This is a genomic window from Sphingomonas yunnanensis, assembly GCF_019898765.1.
GTDB lineage: Bacteria > Pseudomonadota > Alphaproteobacteria > Sphingomonadales > Sphingomonadaceae > Sphingomonas > Sphingomonas yunnanensis.
Window position 1 is genome coordinate 372,510 of record NZ_JAIOKB010000002.1, and the last position, 12,329, is coordinate 384,838.

12 protein-coding genes are annotated in these 12,329 nt (G+C 69.2%); 5 read left to right on the top strand and 7 right to left on the bottom strand.

The annotated features are described in order from the left end of the window. Positions 1–119: 119 nt before the first annotated feature. Genes K7957_RS07945 through K7957_RS07960 form a run of 4 tightly spaced genes read left to right on the top strand, consistent with a single transcriptional unit; the run spans position 120 to position 2,845 of the window. Entirely contained in the window at positions 120–1,019 is a 900-nt protein-coding gene (locus K7957_RS07945; RefSeq protein ID WP_223011440.1) for a DUF6662 family protein, read from the top strand. Positions 1,020–1,030: 11 nt separating this feature from the next. Then, on the top strand, positions 1,031–1,552 hold the full coding sequence (locus K7957_RS07950; RefSeq protein ID WP_223011441.1) for an FMN-binding protein: 522 nt from the start codon (positions 1,031–1,033) through the stop codon (positions 1,550–1,552). Beyond that, on the top strand, positions 1,539–2,336 hold the full coding sequence (locus tag K7957_RS07955; RefSeq protein ID WP_223011442.1) for an FAD:protein FMN transferase: 798 nt from the start codon (positions 1,539–1,541) through the stop codon (positions 2,334–2,336). Before K7957_RS07950 ends, K7957_RS07955 begins: the two co-directional genes overlap by 14 nt. Continuing rightward, the gene (locus tag K7957_RS07960; RefSeq protein WP_223011443.1) at positions 2,333–2,845 is read left to right on the top strand and encodes a hypothetical protein; all 513 of its coding nucleotides are present in this window, start codon (positions 2,333–2,335) and stop codon (positions 2,843–2,845) included. Before K7957_RS07955 ends, K7957_RS07960 begins: the two co-directional genes overlap by 4 nt. 45 nt (positions 2,846–2,890) lie before the next feature. On the opposite strand, the gene gorA is transcribed toward K7957_RS07960, so the two are convergent. The 6 genes from gorA to tcmP form a co-directional block, all read right to left on the bottom strand. After that, positions 2,891–4,240 carry a glutathione-disulfide reductase gene (gene gorA / locus K7957_RS07965; protein ID WP_223011444.1) on the bottom strand — a complete coding sequence of 450 codons (1,350 nt, stop codon included), beginning with the start codon at positions 4,238–4,240 and terminating at the stop codon, positions 2,891–2,893. A gap of 217 nt (positions 4,241–4,457) precedes the next feature. Further along, entirely contained in the window at positions 4,458–4,841 is a 384-nt protein-coding gene (locus K7957_RS07970) for a response regulator (RefSeq protein ID WP_223011445.1), read from the bottom strand. A 775-nt stretch (positions 4,842–5,616) separates the two neighbouring features. After that, entirely contained in the window at positions 5,617–6,726 is a 1,110-nt protein-coding gene (gene tal, locus K7957_RS07975) for a transaldolase (RefSeq protein WP_223011446.1), read from the bottom strand. A gap of 262 nt (positions 6,727–6,988) precedes the next feature. After that, positions 6,989–9,070 (bottom strand): transketolase, encoded by a 2,082-nt coding sequence (gene tkt / locus K7957_RS07980; RefSeq protein WP_223011447.1) that lies wholly within the window; start codon positions 9,068–9,070, stop codon positions 6,989–6,991. A gap of 148 nt (positions 9,071–9,218) precedes the next feature. Next, on the bottom strand, positions 9,219–9,887 hold the full coding sequence (gene rpiA, locus K7957_RS07985) for a ribose-5-phosphate isomerase RpiA (RefSeq protein ID WP_223011448.1): 669 nt from the start codon (positions 9,885–9,887) through the stop codon (positions 9,219–9,221). A gap of 51 nt (positions 9,888–9,938) precedes the next feature. After that, on the bottom strand, positions 9,939–10,883 hold the full coding sequence (tcmP, locus tag K7957_RS07990; protein ID WP_223011449.1) for a three-Cys-motif partner protein TcmP: 945 nt from the start codon (positions 10,881–10,883) through the stop codon (positions 9,939–9,941). 143 nt (positions 10,884–11,026) lie between these two features. Between tcmP and K7957_RS07995 the strand changes: the two genes are divergently transcribed. Beyond that, positions 11,027–11,758, top strand: coding sequence for a DUF5131 family protein (locus tag K7957_RS07995; RefSeq protein WP_223011450.1), 732 nt, complete (start codon positions 11,027–11,029; stop codon positions 11,756–11,758). A 10-nt stretch (positions 11,759–11,768) separates the two neighbouring features. Here the strand turns inward: K7957_RS07995 and K7957_RS08000 are convergent, their stop codons facing one another. After that, positions 11,769–12,212 carry a hypothetical protein gene (locus K7957_RS08000; protein WP_223011451.1) on the bottom strand — a complete coding sequence of 148 codons (444 nt, stop codon included), beginning with the start codon at positions 12,210–12,212 and terminating at the stop codon, positions 11,769–11,771. Positions 12,213–12,329 lie beyond the last annotated feature (117 nt).

The following is a 12,329-nucleotide window of genomic DNA, read 5'->3' on the forward strand; positions in this document are numbered from 1 at the left end:
GGGAGGATCTCAGCGGCTCCCGCCCCCTCCCCATCGCGGGTCACCCGTCGCTTGTGACCGCGCCCCTCCCCCGCGTACATGCGAACCGGTCGCAACAATCACCCCAGAGGATCATCCGCATGACATCTCACGCGCGCGCGCTCGGCGCCGCGCTGCTCGCCGGCGCCTGCCTCGCCGCCGCGCCGGCGCGCGCGGGCGAGGGCATGTTCTCGCGGCTCTACACCACCGATCTCACGCCCAAGGGCCATGTCGAGGTCGAGCAGGTGGTGCGCGAGCGCGCCGGGCGCCGCTTCGGCCATTATGACGCCACCGACTTCCGCAGCGAGCTGGAAGTGGGGGTGACCGACGATCTCCAGGCCTCGCTCTACGTCAACTCGAACCGGATCCACGCCATTGGCGCGCCCGACGACGACGACCCGAACGCCGACACCGGCTTCACGCGCCATCGCTTCTCGCCGCAGAGCGTCTCGGCCGAGTTCGTCTATCGCGCGCTCAGCCCGTACAAGAACAAGGGCGGCTGGGGGCTCGCGCTCTACATCGAGCCCGAGTATGATTTCCGCGACCTCCACGACGGGCTGCGCTACGCGCCGGGCACGTTCGAGCTGGAGACGCGCGCGATCGTCCAGAAGAACTTCGCCGAGGATCGCGTGATCGTCGCGTACAACCTCGTGCTCGAGGCCGAGTCGATCCGCTTCGCCGGGCGCGACGACACCAACAGCGAGCTCGACTGGAACAACGAGCTGGGCGTCACCGCGCGTGTCGCGCCCCGGCTCTATCTCGGCGTCGAGGGGCGCAACCACAACGAGTACGGCAATTTCGTCCATCACGAGCATTCGGTCTACTGGGTCGGGCCGTCGCTCCACCTCGCCGGGCAGCACGGCTGGGCGACGCTCGGCTGGCTCCACCAGGTCGCGGGCAACCCGGGCTATGACGAGGACGGGCGCGACATCGGCCGCCACCTCTTCCTGCGCAGCCACGAGCGCGACGAGGTGACGCTCAAATACGGCATCCCCTTCTGAGGCGCGCGAGGATGCGCTGCCGCTTCGTCCTGCTCGCCGTCGCGCCGGTGCTGGCGAGCCCGGCCTGGGCGACCACCTATATGACCGTCGACCAGGCCAAGGCCGCGCTCTTTCCCGGTGTTTCGCTGGTGCGCGACGACCGCGCGCTCACCGACGCGCAGGCGGCGGCGATCCGCGCGCACTCGGGGGTGAGCGTCCACGCGCGCGCGGTGCACAGCTGGCGCGCGCCCGACGGCGCGCGGCTGATCGTCGACCAGGTGCTGGGCAAGCACGAGAACATCACGCTCGCGCTCGCGCTCGACCCCGCCGGCGCGGTGCGCGCGCTCGAGATCCTCGACTATCGCGAGAGCTATGGCGGGCAGGTGCGCGACCCGGCGTGGCGCGCGCAGTTCACCGGCAAGCGCGACGGCGCGCCGCTCGCGCTGGGGCAGGACATCCGCAACAACTCGGGCGGCACGCTCTCGGCGCGCCACGTCGCCGACGGCGTGCGCCGGCTGCTCGCCACCGACCGGATCGTCTTTGCGCCGCATTGAGCGCGCGCGCCCGCTGCTCGGCACGCTCGTCGCGGTGCGCGCGGAGGGCCCGGGCGCGCTGGAGCGAGCGGTCGACGCCGCCTTCGCCGCGATCGCCGCGGTCGAGGCGCGGATGAGCGCCTATCGCGACGACGGCGACCTCGCCGCGGTGGCGCGGCTCGGCGCGGGCGAGCGCGTGGCCGTCGATCCGCTCACCGCGCGCTGCCTGTGGCTCGCGCTGGCGCTGGCGCGCGCGAGCGACGGCGCGTTCGACCCGGTCATGCCCGGGGCCGCCGACGCGCCGCGCGCGGCAACGTGGCGCGACCTGCGCGTGGCGCACGGCGCGGTGACGGTGGCGCGGCCGCTGCGGCTCGACCTCGGCGGGATCGCCAAGGGCTATGCGGTCGACCGCGCGATCGCCGCGCTGCGCCGCGCCGGCGTGTCGGCGGCGACGGTCAACGCCGGCGGCGACCTGCGCAGCTACGGCGCGGACGAGTGGGTCGCGCTGACGCCGCGCCACGCCGCGCCGCCGATGGCGGTGCTGATCGCCGGCGGCGCGCTCGCCAGCAGCGACGTCGCCGCCGCCGCCGAGGACCGCGGCGCGCCACAGCACCGCGACCCGGCCACCGGCGCGGCGCTGCCGCCCGGCTTCGCCAGCGTCGCCGCACCGCGCTGCGCGGTGGCGGACGCGTTGACGAAGGTGGTGCTGGCGCGCGGCGCGGCGGCGGCGGCGCTGGTGGCGCGACTCGGCGCGCGCGCCGTCCTCCACCGCCCCGACAGCGCCTGGCAGGAGATCGTGGCGTGAGGCGCGGGCTCCGGCGTCTCGCGCAGGCGGTGCTGGCGCTGGTGTGGGCGAGCGGCGCGGCGTGGCTGGTGCTGCACCATTGGGCGCAGCGCGAGGGCGCGTTCGGCCCCGAGCCGAGCCAGGCCGAGCCCTGGGCGCTGCGCGTGCACGGCGTGGCGGCGACCGCGACGGTGGCGCTGCTCGGGCTGCTCTACGGCGTGCACGTCGCGCCGGGCTGGCGCGCGCGGCGACGGCGCTGGTCGGGCGGCGCCTTGTTCGCCAGCGGGGTCGCGCTCGCGCTCAGCGGCGACCTGCTCTATTACCTCGCCGACGAGGACTCGCGCGCGGCGGTGGCGCTGGCGCACTGGGTGGTCGGGCTGGCCGCGCTGCCGCTGTTCGTGGCGCATCGCTGGCGGCGAGGGCACACGAGCCCCGTTTCATACTCTCGGCGGCGCCATGCTGAGCTTGTCTCAGGATCCACTGCGCCGCACGAGCCGCCGCCGCTGGGCCAGCCGCACCGTGGATCCTGAAACGAGCTCAGGATGACGGACGAGAGGAGGAAAGTGCAGCCCCCGTCACCGCAGCAGCACCAGCTCCTCCGCCATGGTCGGGTGGAGCGCCACGGTGGCGTCGAACTGCGCCTTGGTCAGCCCCGCCTTCACCGCCACCGCGGCGGCCTGGATGATCTCGGGCACGTCAGGCCCGATCATGTGGATGCCGACGACGCGGTCGGTCTCGCCGTCGCACACCATCTTGTACAGCGCGCGCTCGTCGCGCGCCGCCAGCACGTTCTTCATCGGCCGGAAATCCGACGAATAGACCTTCACCGAGCCGAGCTTCTGCCGCGCCTCGCTCTCGGTCATCCCCACGCCCGCGATCGGCGGGTGGCTGAACACCGCCGAGGGCACGCAATCATAGTCGACGCGCGTGTCCTTGCCGCCGTACATCCGGTCGGCGAAGGCCTGGCCCTCGCGGATCGCGATCGGGGTGAGCTGGATCCGGTTGGTCACGTCGCCCACCGCGAAGATCGAGGCGCAGGTGGAGCGATTGTCGCCGTCGACCTTGACCGCGCCCTGCTCGTCCAGCTCCACCCCGGCCGTCTCCAGCCCCAGACCGGTCGTGTTGGGGCGCCGCCCGGTGGCGAACATGACGAGGTCGACGATCGCGGGCTCGTGCCCGCTCATGCTGACCTTGAGGCAGCCGTCGTCCATCTTCTCGATGCCCTCGAACGTGGCGTCGAAGCGGAACTCCAGCCCCTTCATCATGCTGATCTGAAGCAGCCGGTCGCGGATCTGCAGGTCGTAGCCGCGCAATATCTCCTTCGTCCGGTTCATCAGGATGACGTGCGCGCCGAGCTGGTGGAACACGCCCGCGAACTCGTTGGCGATATAGCCCGCACCCGCGATCAGCACGCGTTTGGGCAGAGCGTCGAGGTGGAACGCCTCGTTCGAGGTGATGCCGTGCTCGTGGCCCGGGCAGGACGGCACCGCGGGGTGCGCGCCGACCGCGACCAGGATCGTCCTGGCGCTGCGCGTGGTGCCGTCGCCGAGCGTCACCTCATGGGGGCCGGAGACGGTGGCGCGCTGGTGAATGATCTCGGCGCCCGCGTTCTCCAGCGTGTGGGTATAGGCGCCGTTGATGCGATCGACCTCGCGCAGCACGTTGTCGCGCAGCCGCTGCCAGTCGAACGCGCAGTCGCTCGGCACGTCCCAGCCGAAGTGGCGCGCGTCGCGCAGGTCCTCGGCGAAATGCGCGCCGTAGACGAGCAGCTTCTTGGGCACGCAGCCGCGGATCACGCAGGTGCCGCCGACGCGATATTCCTCCGCCACCGCGACCTTGGCGCCATGCGCCGCGGCGACCCGCGCCGCGCGTGTGCCGCCCGAGCCCGCGCCGATGACGAAGAGGTCATAGTCATACTCGGGCATAAGCGGGCGGCTCCGTGGACGCGGGACGATGGGCACGCGCGCCGAGGCGTCGACACGGCGCGCTACGATCCCGGCGCTGCTAGACGCCGGTCCCGCCGAGCTCAACCATGCTCCTGCGCACCGGCATCCGCCGGAGCACACTGAGAATGAAGACCCGGCGGGTGGGGACGCCCGCCCAGATGGGGCCGCGCGCGCGCTCAGGGAAGGGGTGGCGCGCTCAGCACATCCCCGAGGTGAGCAGGTCGCTCAGCTCGCGCTGCAGCCGCGCCATGGTGAAGGGCTTGCCGATGAAGCGATCGGCGGTGCGGGTCTCGAGATGGTCGTCGCCGACGAAGCCCGACATCACGATCGTGCGCGCGCCCGGCAGCAGCGCGAGCACGCGGCGCACCAGCCCGAAGCCGTCGATCGTGCCGGGCATGCGCACGTCGGTGAGCAGCACGTCGAAATGGACGCCCTGGCTGATCATGCCATAGGCCTCATCGCCCGAGGCGGCGGTGCGGACGCTGTAGCCGGTGCTCTGAAGCTGCTCGCACACGGTGCGACGCACCAGCGGCTCGTCGTCCACCACCAGGATCACTGGCGCGCGCTGGTCGTCAGACATCCCGTGCAAGGCCCCGTGCGACACCGTTCATCGTATAAAGTCATCCACTCGACGACGTCTCGCCGCTGACCTGACGCGTGTCAAGGCGGGACAGGCGGGGTGCCGCTTCAAAGTTGACGTAACGGTAATTTACAAGCGCGGGTGTGGCGCGGAGTCCGCAGTGCGGGGCACTCGCGGCAGACGAAGGGAGCTGACGCGGGTCGGGAGGCGGACGAGGGGGGAGCCGCCGTCGGGTGATTCGGGGCGTGAGGCTGAGCGACGCGGGAGCCGCCGCCGGGTGATCCGGGCGGGCCGGTGGAGGGGTCGATGGCGCGGGTAATAAGGTCGGTGCGTCGCCCGTTTCCCGTCATCGCTCCCCCACCGTCACGTCGCTCTGCCCCGGCGCGTCACCCCGTCGCCCGGCGCCCCGTCACCCGTCGCCCGTCACCCGTCACCCGTCGCCCCGTCACCCAGACACCCCGCTCTCCCCGTCATCCCTGCGCAGGCAGGGATCCAGACGCGCGGACCTGTCGATGGAGACGCGACGTCAGCGCGTCCGGATCCCCGCCTGCGCGGGGATGACGAGGCAGGCGGCGGGGTCGGATGCGGCGGTCGGCGGCGCCGAGACGCCCGCGCGTCTGGGTCCCCGCCGCCGCGGGGATGGCGAGGCGGCGGGGGGGGGGGGGGGACGCCACGCGGCACCACGATCGTGTGCCACGCGGTCGCCGTGCCGCGCGACCGTGATCAGGGACGGGCACCGGCGGCAGCCGCCGCCGCCCCCCGGCTTACCCCGGCATCACGCCGCGGCGGGCTGCTTCGACTCGATCACCGCGAGCAGGTCGTCGAACGACTTGGAGAAGCTCGCCACGCCCTCGTCGACCAGCTCCTTGGTCACCGCGTCGAGGTCGAGCCCGAGTCGCGCCTGCTCGGCGATGACGTGACGCGCGCCCTCGACGTCCTGCTGGAGCGTCTGCGCCACCGTGCCATGGTCGCGGAAGGCATCCATCGTCTTGGGCGGCATGGTGTTGACCGTGTCGGGCCCGATCAGCTGGTCGACGTACAGCGTGTCGGGATAATCGGGGTTCTTGGTGCCGGTCGAGGCCCAGAGCAGCCGCTGCGGGCGCGCGCCCTTGGCGGCGAGCGTCTGCCAGCGCTCGGAGGCGATGAACTCCTCGTACCAGGCATAGGCCAGCTTGGCGTTGGCGATCGCGACCTTGCCCTTGAGCGGCTTGGCCTCCTCGCCGCCGACGCCGGCGTCGATCTTGTCGTCGATCTTGCTGTCGATGCGGCTGACGAAGAAGCTGGCGACACTGGCGATGTTGTTGATCGACAGACCCTTCTCGACGCGCTCCTCGAGCCCCTCGACATAGGCGTGCGCGACCTGCTTGTACGCCTCGACCCCGAACAGCAGCGTCACGTTGACGTTGATGCCCTTGGCGATCGTGTCGCGGATCGCGCGGACGCCGTCGTCGGTGCCGGGGATCTTGATCATCAGGTTGGGGCGGTCGACCGCCTGCCACAGCCGCTCGGCCTCCTCGGCGGTCTCGGGACCCTTGAGCGCGAGATAGGGCGAGACCTCGAGGCTGACGTAGCCGTCCGCCGCGTCGAGTCTCTGATAGACCGGCAGCAGCGTGTCGCACGCCGCCTGGATGTCCTTGATCGCCTGCGCCTCGTAGCGCGCCATCGGCTCGGCGCCGGGGTTCTCGCGGTCGAACGCGGCGAACCCCTCGTCATAGGCGTCGCCCGCGCCCATCGCCTTCTCGAAGATCGTCGGGTTGGAGGTGACGCCGCTCAGCCCGTCCGCGTCCACCAGCTGCTGCAGCCCGCCCTTCTCGAGGAACCTGCGGTCGACGAAGTCGAGCCACACCGCGGTGCCCGCCTTGCTGAGGTCCTGTAGCTTGCTCACTCGCCTTCCTCCATCTCGTCGCGCGTGCCGCCGATATAGGGGCGGCGGGGGCGCCAAATAAGCCTGTGCGGGCGGTCGGCGCTTCCGTCGCCGCGGTTAGCGCCCGCGCCGCCTTCACCCCTTCTCGTCATCTCTCCCCTCATCCCCTCTCTGCTCATCCCTGCGCAGGCAGGGATCCAGGCGCGCGAGCGGTGCGGCCCGATCGCCGACGTCTGCGCGTCTGGATTCCCGCCTTCGCGGGAATGACGGAGGAGCGACGTGATTACCGCCCCATCGCCTCCTTGGCGACCTTGACGACATTCTCCACGGTGAAGCCGTACTTGTCCTGGAGCTTCGCCAGCGGGGCCGAGGCGCCGAAGGTCGACATGGTGATCTGCCGTCCCTCGAAGCCGACATAGCGGTCCCAGCCGAGCGAGCCCGCCATCTCGATCGCGACCCGCGCGGTCACCGCCTTGGGGAGCACGCTCTCCCTGTACGACGCGTCCTGGCGCTCGTAGCGGAACCAGCTCGGCATCGACACGACGCGCGCCTTCACGCCCTCGCCGACGAGCCGCTCATAGGCCGCGACCGCGAGCCCCACTTCCGAGCCGGTGGCGATGAGGATCACCTCGGGCACGCCGCCCTCGGCCGCGTCGGCGAGCACATAGGCGCCCTGCTCCACCCCGTCCGCGCTGGCGTATCTGGAGCGGTCCAGCGTCGGCAGCGCCTGGCGCGACAGCACCAGGGCGGTGGGGTGGTCGGCGGATTTCATCACCGCGCGCCACGCCGCGGCGACCTCGTTGGCGTCGCCCGGGCGGATCGTGTCGAGCCCCGGGATCGCGCGCATCGTCGCGAGATGCTCGATCGGCTGGTGGGTCGGCCCGTCCTCGCCGACGCCGATCGAATCGTGCGTGAAGACGTACACCGCACCGATCTCCATGATCGCCGCGAGCCGCACCGGCGCGCGCATGTAATCGAGGAACACCAGGAAGGTGGAGCCGTAGGCGCGCAGGTGCGACAGCGCCATGCCGTTGACGACCGCGCCCATCGCATGCTCGCGCACGCCGAAGTGGAAGTTGGTGCCGCCATAATTGTCCGCCTCGAACGAGGGCGCGCCCTTGACGTCGGTCTTGGTCGAGGGCGCGAGGTCGGCCGAGCCGCCGACCAGCCACGGCACCTTCTTGACGATCGCGTTGAGCACCTTGCCGCCCGCGTCGCGGCTCGCCACGCCCTTGGCGTCGGCGTCGAAGGTCGGGATCTCGCTGTCCCAGCCCTCGGGCAGCTGGTCCTTGAGCAGCAGGTCGAGCTCCGCCGCCTGCTCCGGGAACGCGCCGCGATAGCGGTCGAACAGCGCGACCCACTCATCGCGCGCCTTGCCGCCGCGCGCGCTCACCGCCTCGCCGAACGCCTCCTTCACGCCCGCGGGGACGTAGAAGTCCTTGTCGACCGGCCAGCCATAGGCCTCCTTGGTCTTGGCGACGTTCTCGGCGCCGAGCGGCTCGCCGTGCGCCTTCTCGGTGCCCGCGCGCGGGCTGCCCCAGCCGATCACCGAGTGGACGACGATGAAGGTCGGCCGGTCGCTCGTCTTCCTGAACGTCTCGATCGCCGCGGTGAGCGCGCCGACGTCATTGGCGTCGTCGACGTGGATCACGTTCCAGCCATAGGCCTGGAAGCGCTGGCCGACGTCCTCGTCGAACGCCAGGTCGGTGCCGCCCTCGATCGAGATATGGTTGCTGTCGTAGATCCAGCACAGATTGCTGAGCCTGAGGTGCCCCGCGAGGCTCGCCGCCTCGGCCGCGACGCCCTCCATCATGTCGCCGTCGCCGCAGAGCGCGTAGACGTCGTGGGAGAACAGGTCGTAGCCCGGCCGGTTGTAGCGCGCCGCGAGCCAGCGCTCCGCGATCGCCATGCCGACCGAGTTGCCGCAGCCGGCGCCGAGCGGGCCGGTGGTGGTCTCCACGCCGGTGGTGTGGCGATACTCGGGGTGACCCGGCGTCTTGGAATTGAGCTGGCGGAACTGCTCGATGTCCTCGAGGCCGATCGCGGGCTTGCCGCTCTTCTGCCCGTCCGCGTCGATCTCCTCGACCCCGGCGAGATACAGCAGCGAGTAGAGCAGCATCGAGGCGTGGCCGACCGACAGCACGAAGCGGTCGCGGTTGGGCCAGTCGGCGTGGCGCGGGTCGTAGCGGAGGAACTTGGTCCACAGCGTCCAGCCCACCGGCGCCAGCGCCATCGGCGTGCCGGGGTGGCCCGAGTTGGCCTTCTGCACCGCGTCCATCGACAGGGTGCGGATGGTGTCGATCTGGAGCCGCTCGGGGCTGCCGTCCTCGTGGACGTCCGCGTTGATGGTAGCGGTATCAGTCATGTCAGCCCCTCGCCTCATATTGTCGCAACAGGTCGCACCGTGAGATACAGGCGCGCGCCGGGCCCGTCATCGCCCCGGCCTTCGCGCCCTCGAACGCACCGGGGCGCGGCCGGTTGCCGCCTCCCCGCCCGTCCGAGTCCGTGCCTCCTTACCCGTTCGAGGCGGCGCGTTCCAGACGCGTAACGACGCCGCCGTGTGCGACGTACGCGGCGTCGACCTCGTCGAGGAACAGCCCGTGGCCCATCACGCCGGGGGTGGCGTCGAGCGCGCGGGCGAGATCGCGCGGCTCGGGGAAGGTGGCGAAGCGCGCGTCGAGGATGAGGTTGCCGTTGTCGGTGAGCGAGTCGCGCTGGGTGGTGGCGGCGCCCAGCGCGGCGAGCCGCGCGGCGACGAAGGCGCGCGCGAAGGGGATCACCTCGACCGGCAGCTTGGCGGCGCCGATCGCGGCGACCTGCTTGGAGCCGTCCGCGATCACCACCATCCGCGCCGAGGCGGCGGCGACGATCTTCTCGCGCAGCAGCGCGCCGCCCGCGCCCTTGATGGCGTAGAAGCGCGGGTCGAGCTCGTCGGCGCCGTCGACGGTGAGATCGACGTGGGCGACGTCGGCGAAGTCGTCGACGGGGATGCCCGCCGCGCGCGCGCGCGCCTCGCTGGCGCGGCTGGTGGCGACGGCGCGGATCGCGAGCCCGTCACGGACGCGCGCGGCGAGCGCGTCGATGAAGTACGCGACGGTGGAGCCGGTGCCGAGGCCGACGAGCAGGCCGGGGGTGACCTCGGCGACGGCGGCTTCGGCGGCGAGGCGTTTGTCGTTGGGCATGAGAAGCAAGGTAACGCCAGCGGAACGCACAGCCAAGATTGATAGGCTCCGCTATGTCCTAAAGCGCCCGCCTCCATACTTCTTCACCTGCGCGTCAACGCCCTTTTTAATCAGAGAGGTCGCCTTCTCACTCGGATTGCCGCTCAAAAGAAAAAGCGAAAACATTCTAAGCTTGCGCTTGGCGAGCAGCGGGATGGGCTCAGACACAAAACTGAATATAGAACGCAATCGCTCCGCAACGAACTCCTCGACCTTCTCCGCGTCAGCCAGACGGTTCGGCGAGGGATCGGGAGCGAAACTGAAAAGATCGCTATGCTGTGATTTGAATCGATAAAAGTAATCTTCCCAGTCAACTGTGCCAAAAACTTCGTTCAAAGCCTCGCGCTTACCCCGATCCAACGCAGAGTGATCGTGACTTAGCTGCCTAAGCGCCGCATGAAGAGGAAAGAGATACCAAACATCCACACGCTTCGTATCGGCCAACAAACGCAGAGTCGACCACTCCACAGACATGCCGTAAGGGTCCAGAAAAACAACTGCTCGCTGCAAGCCTGCCTTTCTTCGATCGATCCACGGCCCCTCATTGAAAAGACGCCGAAGCTCAACGTTGGCGTCGCCACGGAGGCATCTGACGTCTCGCTGAGGGAATTCAGCCCTGATCCTGGACAGAGCAGAGAAGCGTCGAGCATTTTTCTCAATCAAAACGAGGTGCTTGAATGGTGGATCGACTGCTAGCGCTCGCCGCGCGGAGCCCTCAAGCCGACCACGCTCGACCAAACCATAGCCATCTTCAAAAAGGCCGCCAGTTTCAATCTGGACGGTCCGATCGCCCGTTCCAGCGAAAGCGTCTACGTACCAAGTCTCAAAAGAATCTTCAGGCTTAGGAACGTTACGCAAGGCCTTGGTAAAAAACTGTAGGTAATCAGCTACTGCGTTTAGTTTTACCTCAGTCCAGCTACCACCAAAGCTATGCTCAACCCGGTCATCAAACGGCATCAGCAAAGCTCCACGAGCTCGTGTTTGCAGCTACGTCGGTTGCAAGCTTCATAACAGAAGGCAGCTGTAAGCCAATCCGCTCTTGCATCGCGATTCGGTAGGTGGCATCGTTCTACCGATGTTCCGCTGAGGATGGAAGTAGCGTGGCACACGATAGTGCAATTGAATGGACCGATTCGACGTGGAATCCCGTGACCGGATGCACAAAGATCACGGCCGGTTGTGAAAATTGCTATGCGGCCCGCTTCGCCGAGAGATTTCGTGGTGTTTCCGGCCATCCCTTTGAAAATGGCTTCGACTTACAGTTGCGACCGGAGCGCTTAGAGCAACCGTTCGCGTGGCGTCGCCCACGCATGATATTCGTGAACTCGATGAGCGATCTTTTTCACAAAGCCATTCCAAAGGACTTCATCGATGGTGTCTTCACTACCATGGAAAGGGCTAATTGGCATACTTTTCAAGTTCTGACAAAAAGATCATCATTGCTGAGGGACTATGTCAAGCAGCGCTATCAAGCAGCTGCGGTTCCGTCACATATCTGGATCGGAGTTTCTGTGGAGAGCGCTGAGGCCAAGTCGCGTATTGAGCACCTTCGCCAATCTCCAAAGGCAGTCAGGTTTCTATCGATTGAACCCTTGATCGGTGCTGTTGGGGCGATGAACCTTGAAGGCATCCATTGGGTCATCGCCGGTGGGGAAAGTGGCGCGCGAGCGCGCCCTATGCACATCGATTGGGCGCGCGAGGTCCGAGACGAGTGCTCAAGGCAATCAGTACCGTTCTTTTTCAAGCAATGGGGTGGCTTCCGACCAAAGTCAGGCGGCCGAGAACTTGACGGACGGGAGTGGAACGAGATGCCCTTAGCTTCTGCTGCTTAGTTCGAGCCACTCACCCCCGCCCCTTCAACCCACCGAAGAACGCCGTCGCCACCCGCGTCACCGCGTCGCCGATTTCCTGCTCGCGCGTGCGCTGGCCACCGCCGGCGCCCGCCGCCGCGGCGCCCGCGCCCTGCGCCTCCCCCGCGCCGCCCGCCGGCGCCGCATTCCTCGCGGCCTTCTCCGCCGCCTTGGCCGCGACCGCGCTCGCGGCCATGCCCGCCACCGCGGTCAGCGCGCCCGCGATCGCCTGCTGGCCCGCGGGCGACTGGGCGCGCTCGATCCACGCCTCGCCCTGGCGGCGCAGCTCCTTGGGCAGCTTCACGCCGAACAGCTCCTTGGGCAGCCGCGCCGAGCGGCCCGCGCTCTTGCCCGAGCCCGCGCCCGCGCCCGCGCCCGCGCCGTCCGCCGTACCGCCACCGTGCTTGCCCGCGGCCTTGTCCTTCTTCTTGCCCATCCGAGTCCTCGCGCCTCCGCTGCCGGGCGGAGCGTCCCGCCCGCCTGTGTGCCAGCAAGGTAAGACACGCGCGCGGACCTTCAAGCGCGACCGTCACGCGCCTCCGGGCCCGTCCGA